The organism is Lacinutrix sp. MEBiC02404 (assembly GCF_053601575.1).
Genome location: NZ_JBSHNV010000206.1, coordinates 264,132 through 280,809 on the forward strand (window position 1 = coordinate 264,132; position 16,678 = coordinate 280,809).

12 protein-coding genes and 3 tRNA genes are annotated in these 16,678 nt (G+C 32.6%); 6 read left to right on the forward strand and 9 right to left on the reverse strand.

The features are described from left to right. Positions 1-105: 105 nt before the first annotated feature. Complete coding sequence (locus ACVCXO_RS13450; RefSeq protein WP_452230106.1) at positions 106-486, forward strand: RidA family protein; 381 nt, start codon at positions 106-108, stop codon at positions 484-486. A 166-nt stretch (positions 487-652) separates the two neighbouring features. Here ACVCXO_RS13450 and ACVCXO_RS13455 read toward each other — a convergent pair whose 3' ends face one another. After that, positions 653-2,122: an alpha/beta hydrolase-fold protein gene (locus ACVCXO_RS13455; RefSeq protein WP_452230107.1), complete on the reverse strand. Its 1,470-nt coding sequence runs from the start codon at positions 2,120-2,122 to the stop codon at positions 653-655. A 236-nt stretch (positions 2,123-2,358) separates the two neighbouring features. On the opposite strand from ACVCXO_RS13455, the gene ACVCXO_RS13460 reads away from it, so the two are divergent. Then, positions 2,359-3,501 carry a hypothetical protein gene (locus ACVCXO_RS13460; RefSeq protein ID WP_452230108.1) on the forward strand — a complete coding sequence of 381 codons (1,143 nt, stop codon included), beginning with the start codon at positions 2,359-2,361 and terminating at the stop codon, positions 3,499-3,501. A 233-nt stretch (positions 3,502-3,734) separates the two neighbouring features. On the opposite strand, the gene ACVCXO_RS13465 is transcribed toward ACVCXO_RS13460, so the two are convergent. From ACVCXO_RS13465 to ACVCXO_RS13480, 4 genes are all read right to left on the reverse strand, one after another. After that, positions 3,735-5,192, reverse strand: a complete 1,458-nt coding sequence (locus ACVCXO_RS13465; RefSeq protein ID WP_452230109.1) for a lipopolysaccharide biosynthesis protein — start codon at positions 5,190-5,192, stop codon at positions 3,735-3,737. A 99-nt stretch (positions 5,193-5,291) separates the two neighbouring features. After that, the gene (locus ACVCXO_RS13470) at positions 5,292-6,572 is read right to left on the reverse strand and encodes a glycosyltransferase (RefSeq protein WP_452230110.1); all 1,281 of its coding nucleotides are present in this window, start codon (positions 6,570-6,572) and stop codon (positions 5,292-5,294) included. Between the two features lie 76 nt (positions 6,573-6,648). Then, on the reverse strand, positions 6,649-9,054 hold the full coding sequence (locus tag ACVCXO_RS13475; protein ID WP_452230111.1) for a YfhO family protein: 2,406 nt from the start codon (positions 9,052-9,054) through the stop codon (positions 6,649-6,651). Positions 9,055-9,154: 100 nt separating this feature from the next. Continuing rightward, a complete protein-coding gene (locus tag ACVCXO_RS13480) occupies positions 9,155-9,430 on the reverse strand; it encodes a DUF4834 family protein (RefSeq protein ID WP_452230112.1) in 276 nt (91 codons plus the stop codon). A gap of 106 nt (positions 9,431-9,536) precedes the next feature. Between ACVCXO_RS13480 and ACVCXO_RS13485 the strand changes: the two genes are divergently transcribed. Both ACVCXO_RS13485 and ACVCXO_RS13490 read left to right on the forward strand, forming a co-directional pair. Beyond that, positions 9,537-10,541 (forward strand): transporter, encoded by a 1,005-nt coding sequence (locus ACVCXO_RS13485; RefSeq protein WP_452230113.1) that lies wholly within the window; start codon positions 9,537-9,539, stop codon positions 10,539-10,541. A 15-nt stretch (positions 10,542-10,556) separates the two neighbouring features. After that, the gene (locus ACVCXO_RS13490; RefSeq protein WP_452230114.1) at positions 10,557-11,678 is read left to right on the forward strand and encodes a GTP cyclohydrolase; all 1,122 of its coding nucleotides are present in this window, start codon (positions 10,557-10,559) and stop codon (positions 11,676-11,678) included. Positions 11,679-12,013: 335 nt separating this feature from the next. Here ACVCXO_RS13490 and ACVCXO_RS13495 read toward each other — a convergent pair. From ACVCXO_RS13495 to ACVCXO_RS13510, 4 genes are all read right to left on the reverse strand, one after another. Then, positions 12,014-12,087 (reverse strand) — tRNA-Arg (locus tag ACVCXO_RS13495). 29 nt (positions 12,088-12,116) lie between these two features. Then, a tRNA-Pro gene (locus tag ACVCXO_RS13500) sits at positions 12,117-12,191 on the reverse strand. Positions 12,192-12,221: 30 nt separating this feature from the next. After that, positions 12,222-12,310 (reverse strand) — tRNA-Ser (locus tag ACVCXO_RS13505). 103 nt (positions 12,311-12,413) lie between these two features. After that, entirely contained in the window at positions 12,414-14,462 is a 2,049-nt protein-coding gene (locus tag ACVCXO_RS13510) for an HD family phosphohydrolase (RefSeq protein ID WP_452230115.1), read from the reverse strand. A 124-nt stretch (positions 14,463-14,586) separates the two neighbouring features. On the opposite strand from ACVCXO_RS13510, the gene ACVCXO_RS13515 reads away from it, so the two are divergent. Both ACVCXO_RS13515 and ACVCXO_RS13520 read left to right on the forward strand, forming a co-directional pair. Then, a complete protein-coding gene (locus ACVCXO_RS13515; RefSeq protein WP_452230116.1) occupies positions 14,587-15,765 on the forward strand; it encodes an acetyl-CoA C-acyltransferase in 1,179 nt (392 codons plus the stop codon). Between the two features lie 87 nt (positions 15,766-15,852). Beyond that, the gene (locus tag ACVCXO_RS13520; protein ID WP_452230117.1) at positions 15,853-16,602 is read left to right on the forward strand and encodes a C40 family peptidase; all 750 of its coding nucleotides are present in this window, start codon (positions 15,853-15,855) and stop codon (positions 16,600-16,602) included. The last annotated feature ends 76 nt before the right edge of the window (positions 16,603-16,678 follow it).

Consider the following 16,678-nt stretch of genomic DNA (forward strand, 5'->3'; position numbering starts at 1 on the left):
GCTTGTTGAAGAATCTATAAAACAATTGTCATTCTGAACAGGATTCAGAATCCATATAAATAAAAGTTTAATTAAAAGAGATACCAGCTTTCCCAGGTACTAAATATGAAAAAAATAATTACTACACCAAACGCTCCTGCTCCTATTGGACCATACAACCAAGCAGTTCTTTCTGGAAACACCTTATATACTTCTGGACAAATTGCATTACATCCAGAAACTGGAGAATTGGTAATGGACGATATTAAAACGGAAACCAAACAAGTTATGGAAAACATGAAAGCGGTTCTTGCTGCTGCAAACATGACTTTTGAGAACGTTATTAAAACCTCCATCTTTATTAGTGATATGCACAACTTTGCACAAATAAACGAAGTGTATGGTCAGTATTTTGACAACGACTCTGCTCCTGCTAGAGAAACTGTAGAAGTTGCTAATCTGCCTAAGTTTGTGAATGTAGAGATTAGTTGTATTGCTGTTTTGTAGATTTATAAATTTACTTAATACTAAATCAATATGTTTTAACAAAAAAAGCACTTACAAATTTGTAAGTGCTTTTTTTGTTAAAGATTTATAAATCTCTGCCTACTACATATTTTATTCCACCGTAAGCTTTTTAATGTGTTGTCTTATTCTACTAAATCAAAAGTGCTTATTTATTTTCAACTAACCAATTTGCATAACAAGCCTCTAAAAACGCAACACCATCTTTCTTGTAGTCCTCCGTGAAAAGCGTAAAATGATCTCCTGGATAATAAGTGAATTCTATTTTAGCATCTATTTTCTTCATTTCTTCTTCCAACAGTTTTACGGCATGATGTAAATGAAAGTTATCACTTGTACCCACCGAAATCCTAATTTTTCCGCTAAGGTCTTTTTTTAAATCCTTCCAGTTTTCTTGAAGTAAAAGCGACAAGTCATATCTTTTCCAAAGGGGTAGTGCTTTTTTATTAATAGTTCCATCAGAACTATTATTGATCAATCGAATTCTATTTCCTTCCGCATCATAACCTCCAAAAACCGCATCAAAAGAACGCAATTGCGAACCTCTATAAATCACGTTTTCGGTTCTGTAAAAATCTTTCGCACTAATCACTGGAAATCTTCCTGCTATAGTAACATCTGCTAATAAATTACCTGCTGCGTCATAAAACATATTATCGGTTTCATAGATGTTTTTATTCTGATAATTTCTAAAATCTACCTGATCTGGCGCACTAGACCATGTACCTGCAAAAACCTTTGGATAGTTAATTTGCAACCATAAACTGGTCCAACCACCACTACTATGTCCATGTAATAAATTAGCGGTATTGGTTTGGTACTTCTGGTTTACCGCAGGAATTAACTCTTGTACAAAGGCATCTCCCCAAGGACCATTCACATCACTATTGGCGTATGTAGAATGACCTTCAGAGCAACTTCCATCTAAATAAACCACAATTGTAGGTTGTTCTCCTAGATTGCCTATATGTGATTTTCCTTTACCACTATAATATTTATAATTACCACCAAATCCGGAAATGGTATATACAACGGGATATGTAGCTTCCGGATTTTCATAATAGCCTTCTGGCAGACTTACGGCTGCACTTACAAACATATCCTTCTTATGAAAATCACTTAGCAACTTAGATTTTACGCGCAATTCTTTTAAAAGAGGTGTTTCATTAAATAATGTAGGTGCTACCACTTGATTCGCTTCTATTTTAAAAACCGTTTTAAAGTTCTTATCTAAATCTATGCGAATGGGTTCGGAATAGATATTGCCTGTACTTGTGCCAATATTAGCATCGCCAAGATTTAAGTCGAAAACGGCTTGAATATAATAGGTACCTCTTTCTATATTGGATAATTCTACAGGATACGAAATAGCGTCGTCATTAAAAGTTACGGTTTCCTTTGCTTTTAAATTCTTTGCATGCACTCTGTAGACAGGCGTTAATTCCAATCCGACAAAAATATTCTTTGGTGCTTTTTTTTCTTTGGAAAGATATAATAGTACATTACCAGAAAAATCTCCTTTTATTTCCTCTGAAGCGAAACTAACTTCAAATACTTGCGCATTCAAATGGAGTCCAATAATTAAAAACAGTAAATTAAAAACGCATAATTTTTTCATAAGTGTAGTTTTTTTCAAGGAGTAGGAACTCTAATTATTCCTATTTATTTATTTATTTAAGATGGATAGCTAAACAAAGCTAACCGTTTAATCTTTCATAATCAAATTTAATAATCCATTTAAAAAAAAATAAAAAATCGGAAAACAACTGTAAATCAACACCTTAAAGAGGTGTAACCTTTTTTGGCACGATGCTTGTAATTCACTTGATAAGTTCAACATTAAAACTTACAATTATGAAACAGATATTAGCAATTTTTACAGCACTCCTTTTTTCAGGATTTACTGCAAACGCAAACCCAACCACCACACGAGATGATATTAACACCAATACAGCTTCGAGAGGTTACGGCAATTCTTTCATATTTGAAGAGCAAGGTGTAGAATTTTCCATCTTTCCTGATGGACAGTTCGATTTTTACATGCGTAATTATGGACCAAACGTAAATATTAACGTAAATCATGGTAATACAAGCATTAGCTTTAACTCTGGTTATGATTACAACGCTTATGTGCAATATGATGAGTTTGGAGCAATAGTACAAATAGAACACGTTCCTGTTTTTTACGATTACTATGGTCGTGTAAATCAAATTGGTAACGTATTTGTAAACTATAACAACTTTGGTTATGTTACACAAGTTGGTGGTTTATACATACATTATAATAGACATAATCGTTTTTCACATCACTCTGGTTTTATAAATGTGTACAACCGTTTTTATGTGTATAGACCTTGGCATGCATATTTTAGAATTCCACAATTCAACCATTGTGTTGTATTCAACAGACCTTACAGACAAAATTACAGACCAATAAGATACCAATACACTAGACCTTTTACAGATAACTACAGACGTAGATCTGCAGTTGCTAGCAGACGTGGAAACACGATTAACAGAAGAAGTGATTTGGCTACTAGAGGAAACGATAGACCTAGAAATAAAGTGCGTGCAAATACCACCAGACCTAGAAGTGGCGTAACTACTTCATCACCTAGAAGCACAACATCAAGACCTAGAGTTACAACCAATACGCCTAGATCGAATAATTCTAGTCCGAGAGTAAAAACAAACACAACAAAACCTAGAAGCACTGGTAGTAAGAGAGCTACAACATCTTCTAATACTACTAGACCTAGAACAACGACAACGACTAATACGCCTAGACCTAGATCTACGGTCTCTACAAAGCCTAGAACAAAATCTACTCCTAGAGTAACAAGTACACCTAGAAAAAGATCTACTGCATCTACAAATGCTCCAAGATATAACAGAAAGGTAACTAGTACTTCTTCTAGATCCAATAGAAAAGTTGCCAGCAACACAAGAACTTCAACATCTAAAAGGGCTACATCAAGCACTAGAAGAGGAAGATAAAATATTGAATTTGGTTAGTTGAAAACCCTATCACCGTTTGCCCCAAAGCAATGGGATAGGGTTTTTCTTTATGGGATACCTTTTAAGGACTATCAAGTTGTTTGTAACCGGAATTTTTCGGTTGCACTTAAAGTTTTAATATTTTAAAGGAATCATTCGATGCTGGAAAATAAAAATAGAGAAATAGATAATGACGTGCTAACTTCAAAATCTATAAACTAAAACGGGAAAAATTATTTAATTTTTAATAGTTTTTTTACGAGTGCTGTAATGTCTTCAGATAAAGAAAATTTAAGCATTACAAATGCGTACAACAAAGCTACTATTGTACTTTTTACTACTATATTTATAATAGGATGAAAAGGGAACTCCCAGAAATAAAAACCTAAACAAAGTGCAATAATAAGCACTAATGTGTATCCCGTTTTTTTAGTAAATGGGTGGATTTTGAATTTTAAACTAACATACCAAAGTTTTAAACCATCGTAAATAGTAAAAGCCATTAGACTTGCAATAGCGGCTCCATCTATTCCATACTTAGGTATAAGTACATAATTTAAACCTACAGCAAGTACTACAATACAAAAACCGAAGGTTAAAATGACTCTGTAATAATCGGAATTAAAAATAATCGCACTATTATTTCCTAAAAGGTTATCTATTAATTTCACCATAGAAATCACAAAAACAATAAATAAACCTTGACCGTATTCTGGTTTTAAAAGCGCATATAACTGGTTGATATTTACTATAATTAGCACAAAAATAAAACCACCAATTATAAATAAATTTATAGAACTCTTTTTATAGAGTTGCTCTAAATCCCAATGGTTTTTATTGTTTAAATACGATGCGGTTAAAGGGTTTATAATTTGTTGCATTGCTCTAGCAGGAACCGCAATTACAGTGGCAATAAAAATAGCAACACTATAATATGCAATGTTTTCTATTTCTATTAATTCGCCAATCATAAACTTATCTAAATCGAGTAAAACCATAGAAACAGAACCTGCTATAATAATGAGGAAACTGTATTTTATAACGGTTACATAATCAAAAGATTTAGTAAAACTTAACTTAGGAAAGCGAATACTAAAAGCATAAACCATCATGATAAGCATACGTATAATATATACGATGGTTGCTGCGTAAATAAACTCATCTACAGTTAGCTGTTTAAAGTATACCGCGAACAACAAAGCCATGGTACCTAACCTATGGAATGCTTCTCGCATAAAATTACCAAACACAGATTTAAAGTGAATTTTACTCCACGAGAAAAAGATTTCGAAATAAGCAAAGGCTACGGCTAATACAAACATTAACCACGTATAGTCTTTAATAATCTGATTTTCTTTTGCTAACCAACTAGCAATCGTTTCGTAAAAAAGAGAACCTAAAATACCTGCAGGAATAATAACCAATAGAGGTAAAAATAACATGAAGGTTAAAAAGTTATTCTGAAGCCTTCTTGTTTTGTACGATGAGTAAAATTTTATTAATGTGTTGTTTACTCCAAAAATAAGGATTGGCATCATTAAATTTGCTGTCGAAAGCACAAAAACCACTAAACCAAAATAGTCTGCAGATAAAAATGCGGTATATAAAAATAAGGTATTAATTGCTCCAACACCAAAACCTAAATAGGTAATGATGGTGTTTTTAATAGATTGTGAAGCAACTATTCCCATAAATTTTTAATAAATAAAATACTAAATAACAAATTCTAAAAGGTCGCCTTGGAATTAAACAAACATAATAAAATCTATTAACTATCCAGAATTTTTAAACTAAATCAGCGTGGCCAATTTACTGGTTAGTTCTCTCCTACTATATTTTTGCAATCCTATTGCATGCGATTGTAATGTATTTTCTTGAAATGCATTAAAGTGTGCTAAAATTACACTTTTTAAGTTTTCATAATCCGAATAATCAAAATAGTTTCCTGTGTTGGTTTCAATAATAATTTTTTCGACATCTGACCCCTTTGGACCTATTGCAACTATAGGTCTATTAGAAACCATATACTCAAATAATTTCCCAGGAATAATGCATTTTGTTTCTTCAGAATCGATTTCAATTAACAACAATAACTGAGATTTCTTTTGTAATTTAATTGCTTTATTATGAGAAACATAACCTACCTCACATAAATAGGAACTTAAATTATTAAGCTTAATGCTTTTCAGAACATTTTCGCTAACCGCTCCAACAAGTTTTAACTGAAAATGTTTTCCGAAATCTCCGTTTTCACGTGTTAACTCTTGCAGTACTTTCCATAAAATTTCTGGATTTCTTTTGGCCAGTAAAGAACCAATATGTGCTAAAGTAAACTTTTTATCTAAAGAAATCACTTCGGTTTTCTCTACATCATAACCATTGGTAATTACTGTAATTGGTTGCTCTGTTTTTTCTCGAAACTCTTGTTTTGTAACTTTACTGGTAACTATAATTTGATCTGCAGTTTGTAAAACCTTTTGCTCTAAAGCAATGTGTTTTTGCTTCGCTATTTTAGTTAGCTTTAATTCTTTGTGGTAGCCAATGGTTGTCCAAGGATCTCTAAAATCTGCAATCCACTTCACTCCTAGTCTTTCTTTAAGTTGCTTACCTATAAGATGCATACTATGTGGCGGACCAGTAGTTATTACCGTATCTATTTTAAAATCTCTTATGTACGTAGAGAGATATCTTACCGAAGGTTTAACCCAATTTTTTCTTGCATCTGGAATAAAGAAGTTCCCTCTAATAAGTAATAACAAACGTTCCATTAAAGTTTGTTTTTTCACTTCTGGAATTAGACCTTTACTAATAGATTTGGTATTCTTTTTAGAAAGAAATCCAGCTAGTTTATAAGGTTCGCTTATAGGTTGTTTAATAATGATAAGGTCTTTGGAAACCTCACTAATTAAACTTTCATCTACTAATGGATAACTTGGATTTGCTGGAATATAAACAATAGGTTCTACATTAAAATCTGGTAAATATTTTATAAATTTTAGCCAACGTTGTACTCCTGGACCTCCAGCTGGTGGCCAATAATAACTAATAATAAGTACCTTTTTTTTATTCATTTTGTTATTCCAGCGAAGGCAGGAATCTTAAAAATTGAAACTATGCTTTAGATTCCTGCTTTTGCAGGAATGATATTTACTCCTTCTTAAACTTAAAAAACAATCCACCCAGAAGTATCAATCCAAAAAGAATAGAACTCGCAAATGCTATGCTACTTCCCGTTTGTATTACTTGCGGTTCAAATTTAAATTCAATGGTGTTTTTTCCCGCAGGAACTTCCATGCCACGCAATACATAATCTACTTGGTAGTGATCTTCTAAGTTTCCATTAATATAGGCATTCCATCCTTTACCATAATAAACTTCAGAAAACACAGCAAAACCAGGATTTGTATTATTAGACTGGTATTTAATATAGTTTGGTTTGTATTCCTTTAAAGTAATATTGGCTAAAGAATCTACTTTAAAACCTTTGTTTGCTTTAATAGCTTCCGTTTTAAGATACACCGCTTTTCTACTGGTATTCAAACTATCTAAAGCTTTAATTTCTTGGTTTGCAGTTTGCATTTCTTCTAATTCTTCCACAAACCATGCATTTCCATTAGCATCTGTATTGGTAAATGGAAATATTTCACCTTCCTCTTCGGCAATAATATACTTGGTGTTCAGCATATTTAAAACGTTCATATTATTTCTAGCAATATGAAAGTCGAAAAGCTCATTATAACGTTTCAGCTTTGCAGCATGATAACCACCTAAAGAATTATGAAAATACGAAGCTCTTGCTGTACCGTCTGTTATATCGAAAACTCTAAAATGCGTAGTATCTTTAAGTATCTCTACATCTGCTTTATTCGCTTGATATGGTTTTTTTACTTGCAAAGCGGAAACAAAATTATCGTTATTCACGTAACGTCTATCTACAGAAACCAAATCGAAAAGAATTAAAACTGCGAAAGCAACAATTACAAGTGTTTCGGAAAGTTTTTTCTTTAAGAACATAAATATAGTTCCCGCCGAAAGCAATACTAGCACTAACGTTCTTAATATGTCTTGCGTAAATAACATTTTTCTGTCATCCCGCAAAGCATCCATAAACATCTGACCATAATTTTGTTTGTAATAGCCATCATTTGCACCTGCAAAATTAAAAGCAGATTTAGATACAAGGAATAAAACAGCAATTCCTGCAGTAATACCGACGGTATATTTTAAGGCTTTCAGTTTTTCTTCGTCTTTTTCAAAACTATTAAACAAACGCGATAAACCAAATATTGCCAAAATAGGAATACATAATTCTAAAATCACTTGAATAGAACTTACCGCTCTAAACTTGTCATATAATGGTATATAATCTATAAAGAAGTTTGTAAGGAAACCTAGATTTTTTCCGTAGGAAAGCAATAAAGACAGTATTGTTCCTCCTACAAGCCACCATTTTAATCTTCCTTTTACTAAGAAAAGCGCAAAAACAAATAAGAATATTACAACTGCACCTACATATGCTGGTGCTTCTACTATTGGCTGACTTCCCCAATATGTTGGTGTTTGTTTTACATATTCTTTAGCTTGTAAAGGAGAAACACCTTGCCCTATAAAAAAGTCATACGATGCAGAATCTTTGCCAACATCTTCGTGGTTTCCTCCTCCTACTATTCGTGAAATATACAGATTAAAAGATTCTAGAAATCCGTAACTGTATTCCGTTATATATTCTTTGGTAAGTCCGGAACTAGCTTCTTTTGGTGAACCATCCGCATTAATAGTTAATTCACTTTTACTTCGTGTACTTTGATTCGCATACTCTTTGGTAGCCATTATACTTGTGGCATTTAATCCTAAAGCTAGCATTACAGCAAGCACTAATAATCCAACAGATTTAAAATAATGAGGTACCAGTTTTTTGTTATAAGCATCGACTAAATAGGCAATTCCTAAAACAATGACCAATAGCATTAAATAGTAGGTCATTTGCGGGTGATTAGCAACTAACTGTAACGCCATTGCAACCGTTGTTAGTAAAAAACCGAGGATATATTTTCGTCTAAATGTGAGAATAATTCCGCTTAAAACTAATGGCATATACCCAATAGCATGCGCTTTACTATTATGACCAACGCCTAAAATTATAATGAGATATGTAGAAAAACCAAAGGCTAATGCACCAAGTGCTGCAAGTTTATAATCTACTTTTAAAACGAGTAAAAGTATGTAAAAACCTATAAAATATAGAAATAGATAATCTGCTGGCCTCGGTAAGAAACGTAAAGCTAAATCTAGCTTTTTTATGTAGTTATGCGGATATTTTGCACCGAGTTGATAGGTTGGCATACCACCAAAAGCACTATTGGTCCAATAGGTTTCTTCCCCTGTATTTGTTTTAAAATCGGTTTGTTGTTTAGACATACCAATATACTGCTTAATATCACTTTGATAAATCTGTTTACCTTTTAAAACAGGACTAAAATAAGCAAGTGAAAGTAGTATAAAACCAATAAAAACAAGAAAATGAGGAAGTACTTTTTTTATAGAAAATTGCATGAAATGTATATATAACAATAAGTCTGAAAAATAATCATAATTTTTTAAACTTAACCAATTTTAGGGAAGCTAATTATTTTTAGAAAGTATAGATTAAAGTTTATTCTACTTCTTCGTAATCTACATACTCGCCAACATTTTTATTGGAAGATTTATTATCCGGCATTTTATCGATAGTAATCTCGCCTTCATTTTTAGCTTGTTGTGGATTTCTAAAACCACCAAACTGTTCGCCAAACCGCTGTTCCGCTTTTTTAGTGATAAACTTTAATAATATAGGAGCAAATAATCTAGATAAAATCTTCACACCATAATAAATTAAAAGTATGATTAAGATAACTTTTACAACTCCAGTAACAGACGCTAATTGCAACATAAAATCCTTTTTTAACAAAAATACAATTCTTATGTCTTAATTTATGGTATAAATTCTTAAAAAAAGTATAAAATATATATATTTGAACTCAAACAAATTCACAAACATGAAGTTCTTAAAATTCTACTTAGCAATTTTCGCTTTTTCTGTTTCGTTAACCAGTTACTCGCAATACACGGAAGTAATAAACTCTAATAGACCTGGAGTATCTAAAAGCGCCTTTTCTGTAGGCACAAATGTGATACAATTTGAAGCTGGTCCATATATGTTAAACGAAAATCATTCGCGTTTAAACCGTGACGATAAAAGTTTAGGAGTAGATTTCACTGCGAGATATGGCCTTCTTTGGGAACAATTAGAACTTAATATTGAAGGAACCTACCAGTCCACAAAAAGAACTTTTACAAATACGGTTGCTAATGAAGACAAATTTAGCAATTTTAAAACATTAACTATAGGAGCAAAATATTTGGTTTATGATCCTTACAAAAAAGCAGGAGAAGAAAAACCGAACATCTATAGCTGGAATGCAAACCATAAATTTAAATGGAAATCTTTAATTCCTGCTGTAGCAGTTTATGCTGGCGCGAATTATGATGCTAAAGACAATCCGTTCACTGCCTATGGCGTGGAAGGTTTTAGTCCGAAAGTAATGATTGCCACACAAAATAACTTTGCCGGCGGTTGGGTATATGTAATGAACTTTGTAAAAGATAGAATTGGAACAGACCAATCTGATTTTTCATATATATTAACACTTACCAAGTCTATCAACTCCGAATGGGTGGTATTTGGAGAAGCACAAGGAATAAGTAGTGATTTTTACGCCGATAACTTAATCCGTTTTGGTGGTGCTTATCTTTGGAGCAGAAACTTTCAGTTAGATACCGCTTTAACGCTAAATACTAAAGATACACCGTCTGTTTTCGGAGTAACTATTGGTGCTTCTTACCGATTAGATTTTCATCAAGATAAAGAGATTGATAATGGCGGAGAACTTGGTGATGGCTCTAAGGCAAAAAAGAAGAAAAAAAGTAAAGAAGATAAAAAGTCTAGAAAATCTAAAAAGAACAACAGACAAAAGCAAGAACAGAATTTTGATGAAGAATAAAGCACTATTGATTTTATGATTACCATAAAACAAGTACATACAAAGAAAGAGTTTAAAGCATTTGTTAAATTTCCATTCCAGCTTTATAAAGATTCTAAATATTGGGTTCCACCAATAATTTCGCAAGAAATAAAAACGTTCGACAAAAACGAAAACCCTGTTTTTAACGATGCAGACGCGTATTTTTTTCTAGCCTATAAAGGCGAAGAAATTGTAGGTCGTGTTGCTGCTATTATTAATTGGTTAGAAGTTAAAAACCAAGGCGAAAAGAAAATGCGTTTTGGCTGGTTCGATTATATAGATGATTTTGAAGTATCAAAAGCGCTTTTGGATAAAGTGACTGAAATAGGTAAAGCACATAATTTGGAATATGTGGAAGGTCCTGTAGGATTTTCTAATTTAGATAAAGTTGGTGTTTTAACCGAAGGCTTTGATGTAATTGGTACTATGATTACTTGGTACAATCATCCGTACTACGTAAATCATTTAGAAAATCTTAATTATCGTCCGGAAAAAGAATGGATAGAAAGTAGATTCCCTTTTAGCAACATTGACCCCAATTCTTTTACAAAAGCGAATACCTTAATTAAAAAGCGTTATCAAGTAAGTGTTCGAAACTTTACGCAAACTAAAGATGTCATGCCTTATGCAGATGAAATGTTTGATTTATTTAACACTTCTTATTCCTCGTTAGCTTCTTTTGTGGAGATTACCGACATTCAAAAAGCATATTTTAAAAAGAAGTTTATCAGCTTTATAAATCCAGAATACATAAAATTTGTTTTTGATAAAGACGATAAAATGATTGCTTTTGCTATTCTTATGCCTTCATTTGCTAAAGTATTGCAAGAAATTGAAGGGAAACTTTTCCCTTTCGGTTTTTTAAAAATGTTAAAAGCTAAAAAAGAGAGCAAGGATATTATTTTCTATTTAATAGGAATTGCTCCAGAATACCAAAACAAAGGGATCACCGCTATCATATTTAATGAGTGCTACGATACCCTTAAAGATAAAGGTATTGAAAACTGTATTAGAACTCCAGAATTAGCAGATAATATTGCTATTCAACAAATCTGGAAACACTTTGATCCCGAAATTATAAAACGTAGAAAAACGTATAGGAAGGAGATTGAATAAAACGGATAATAATATAGTAGCGAAGCAATTTGATTCTTTGCTACTCTCCTATTTAAAAACTACAGTAAAAGCTTTGCAGAAATGTAAAGCTTTTTTTATTGCCATGTATGGAAGATTTTTAATAGATGATTTCAGATTAAAAATTAATTGGATTATTTAGATTCAAAAAACCGTACGCCTGAAGTAAAAATAGTGTACCGAAAAGTGTGCCTTAAAAAGCATAAATCCATTACATACTCGATTCTTCTGAAGTTTTAGTTTTAAGAGAAAACCTTTGTGAAGTATTACAAAACCTTATAAAACAAAAAAGCCTCACATTTCTGTGAAGCTTTAAGTGAGCCCTTCAGGATTCGAACCTGAGACCGCCTCCTTAGAAGGGAGGTGCTCTATCCAGCTGAGCTAAGAGCCCGTAGATTTTATGTTTCTACGAAAACAGTGTCGGGGTGGCAGGATTCGAACCTGCGGCCTCCACGTCCCAAACGTGGCGCGATAACCGGGCTACGCTACACCCCGAATGATTATCAAAATATAAAAAAAATATTGCGGAGAGACAGGGATTCGAACCCTGGGTAAGTGTTGCCACCTACGACGATTTAGCAAACCGTTCCTTTCGGCCACTCAGGCACCTCTCCGGTAATTTTATTTAAGAACTATTGCGTTTGTATTTCAACGCGGATGCAAATGTAAGATATCATCTTAAACATTACAAGCATTTTTTTTACTTTTTTTAAAAAATTATTCGGGATATTCTATCCGCAAGTGATAAATGTTTGCAAGCTTGTGTTTTAGCACTTTTTTTATCGATTGAATTTCTTTAAAAGTTATATTCGCATTTAAGAATTGTTCCCCTTCCATTTGCTTATTTATAATGTTTTCTACAAATTTATCAATTTTTGTGGATGTTGGCTCTTTCAAACTCTTAGAAGCAGCCTCTACACTATCACACATCATTAATATGGCCGTTTCTTTACTAAATGGCTTAGGACCAGGATACATGAATTCCTGTATGTCTAAATCTTCATTTATAGCTTTCTCTTTTTTATAAAAGTAATAAACCACACTTGTTCCGTGATGTGTCCTAATAAAATCAATAACACGATCTGGAAGGTTATTTTTTCTTGCAATTTCAATACCATCTAAAACATGATCAATTATAATGCTTGCACTCTCATTAGAGGATAATTCGTCATGCGGATTGATTCCGGTAGATTGATTTTCGGTAAAAAACGTTGGGTTCTTCATTTTACCAATATCGTGATACAATGCTCCTACTCTAATTAACATGGCGTTTGCTCCTATTTCATTCGCTGCTGCTTCCGCTAAATTCGCGACGTTTAAAGAATGATGAAATGTTCCTGGTGCTTTGTTAGATAATTCTTTTAATAGTTTCGAATTCGTATCCGACAATTCTAAGAGAGATACATCAGAAACTAATCCGAATAATTTTTCATACGCATATATAAGTGGTTGCACAAATAAGGTTGCTAACCCACATAAAACAAATAAACCAAAAGTTTCCCAATGTATCGCGTCTACACTTCCTTCGTGAATTACAAAAAAAGCAAAATAAGCAATGATATAAATAAGTGTTATTTGTCCGACCGAAATAAATAAATTAGCTCTCTTATATAGCTCAGAAACGGTTAGAATGGTTACAATTCCTGCTATAATTTGCAAGAACATATATTCATAACTATTTGGAACAATTAATCCCAATAAAACAACAGTTATAACATGCGTAAACAAACCTAATCTAGCATCAAAAAAAGCTTTTAATACCAAAGGCAAAATACAAATTGGTACTACATATAAATATTTTGAATTATAACTAATTACCAACGTGGTTAGCAATACCATTAAAATAACATTGAAGAAAATAAAGGTTACTTTGGTATTATTATTAAAAACATCTAATCTATATTTTCTTAGAAAAAGTAATAGCATCAATAATGCCAATGCGACTAATAATGTATAAGCAAAAATAACCCAGTTATAATTGGATGCCGTCCATACTTGCGACTTATATTCATTTTTTAAAGACTCTAAAGTTTGGTACTTCTCTCCTTCCACTACTTCTCCTTTAGAAATAATTAAGGTTTCTTTTTTAATACTTCCTCTAGTATATGCTATTCTATTTAAATCTTCCAATAAAGCACCATCGGTTAACGATTTATTATACGCCAGATTGGGTTCTACAACATCAAAAAATAAAGCAAGAAATTGTGTTTTATAAAAATCTTGATTACTATCTAATAACACTTTATTAACTATCGAAGTTACATCCTTTTGCTGTACCAAATCGGAAAACTGCGTTTGCTTAATGGTTGTTTGCCCATTAAGAAGTACACTTTTTTTGTCTTCGGAAAATGCATAATTTTCATTTAAAACACCGTTATTGTATAACCTATCTATAACAAGTTCACCTGTTTTAAATAATTCATTTAGTTTTACCTGAGAAAGAGAATCTGGGAAAATCTCATAAAACCCTGTCTTGTAATGTATTCTTACTTGGTCTTCTACTTTATCATCTATATTAAAATACAAACTAGCTTGCTTTTCGATAAGCCGTTTTTCTTGATTAATTTCTTCCGAAGTCTTTTTAATTGCAAAATCAAAAGGAGCATATAGATTTTCAGATTGCCAAGGTTTGCCTTGCTCAAAATTATATTTAAACTTTCCTTGTTTCGGAAACAAATACACTATCAATACCGTGGCACTTATAAAGAGTAACACCTTGTATATTAATGCGTGATTTTTATATAAATTGTTTATAAAGTCTTTCATAGGGATAATACTATTTTCAAATGTAATAAAATATACTTTTTAAATAGTTATAAAATGTTAATCGTATTAATTTATGCCAAAAATTGATTAATTTCGCATCAATTAAAATTAAAAGCACATAATTATGAGTAAAGAAGTAGTAATAGTATCTGCAGCAAGAACACCAATTGGTAGTTTTTTAGGCGCATTATCTACAATTCCTGCACCTAAATTAGGAGCAATTGCAATAAAAGGAGCTTTAGATAAGATTAATTTGAAGCCAGAAATGGTAGATGAAGTTTTAATGGGAAATGTTGTTCAAGCAGGAACAGGTCAAGCTCCAGCAAGACAAGCGGCTATTTATGCTGGTATTCCAAATACTGTACCTTGTACTACTATTAATAAAGTTTGTGCTTCTGGTATGAAAACAGTGATGCAAGCTGCTCAAGCTATTGCTTTAGGTGATGCTGAAATTGTTGTTGCTGGAGGTATGGAGAACATGAGTTTAATTCCGCATTATTTTCATGCAAGAACGGCTACAAAATTTGGTCCTGCTAAAATGGAAGATGGTATGCAACGTGATGGATTAGTAGATGCTTACGACCAGAATGCAATGGGAGTTTGTGCTGATGCTTGTGCTACAGAATATGGTTTTTCTAGAGAGGATCAAGACGCGTATGCTATACAGTCTTACACTCGTTCTGCTGCTGCTTGGGAAGCTGGGAAATTTGATAATGAAGTTGTTCCTGTGGAAGTACCACAAAGACGAGGAGAACCTGTTATAGTAAATAAAGATGAAGAATTTACCAATGTAAGAATGGATAAAATTCCAGCTTTACGTCCTGCTTTCACTAAAGACGGAACTGTAACTGCAGCAAATGCTTCTACTATAAATGATGGCGCTGGTGCAATGGTTTTAATGAGCAGAGAAAAAGCAAATGAATTAGGATTAAAAGTTTTAGCAACGATTAAAAGTTACGCCGATGCGGCACAAGAACCTAATAAGTTTACAACCTCTCCTTCAAAAGCGTTACCAAAAGCACTAGACAAAGCTGGTATCTCTATTAGTGATGTAGATTATTTTGAGTTTAACGAAGCTTTTTCCATTGTTGGTTTAGCAAACATGAAAATTTTAGGTTTAAACGATAGCAATATAAATGTAAACGGTGGCGCTGTTTCTTTAGGTCACCCTTTAGGATGTTCTGGCGTTAGAATTATAATAACACTATTAAACGTTTTAGAACAAAATAACGCTAAAATTGGTGCTGCATCTATTTGTAATGGTGGTGGAGGTGCTTCTGCTATTGTAATTGAACGCGAATAATATAGTAAGCAGTATTCAGTTGCGGTGCGCAGTTGCTCACTCAAAATGAATAAATTTTTAATTTAGACCTAACAACCAAATTTATTAATGCAATACGGAATTTGTAACTTAAGCATTGTTCCTTTAAGATTTGAGCCATCCGACAAAACCGAACTCGTTTCGCAAGTTTTGTATGGCGATTATTTTAAAGTTTTGGAGCAACGTAAATCTTGGAGCAAAATTCGGTTAGCCTTTGATAAATACGAAGGCTGGATTGATAATAAACAATATGCTGAAATAACGGAAGACCAATATTATACACTAAATCAAGAGGCTCCAATTCTTGTAAATGATTTAATTGAATTTGTTCAAGATAAAGACCAACATCTATATCCTGTTACATTGGGAGCTTCCTTAAACGGGTTACAACTTTTAGAACATACCTTTGATGGTACAACTACTAGTAGCATTAATCCAAAAGAACATATAATAAGTACCGCTTTTTCATTTTTAAATGCGCCGTATCTTTGGGGAGGAAAAACACCTTTAGGGATTGATTGTTCTGGTTTTACACAAATGGTGTACAAGCTTAATGGTTATAAATTATTACGGGATGCTTCGCAACAAGCTTCACAAGGAGAAGCTTTAAGTTTTATTGAAGAAAGTGAACCAGGTGATTTAGCCTTTTTTGATAATAGCGAAGGAGTGATTATTCATGTTGGTATTATCATGGAAGATAATTATATTATTCATGCGCATGGAAAAGTAAGAATAGACAGATTAGATCATTCTGGAATATATAATGCCGACAAGCGGATGCATACCCACAAACTAAGAGTAATCAAAAAGATTATATAATACTCTTTTCCATTTAAAATTATTATAAAAAAAATGCCACTTCAATGAAGTGGCATTTTTTAGTACTCTAAAGAAA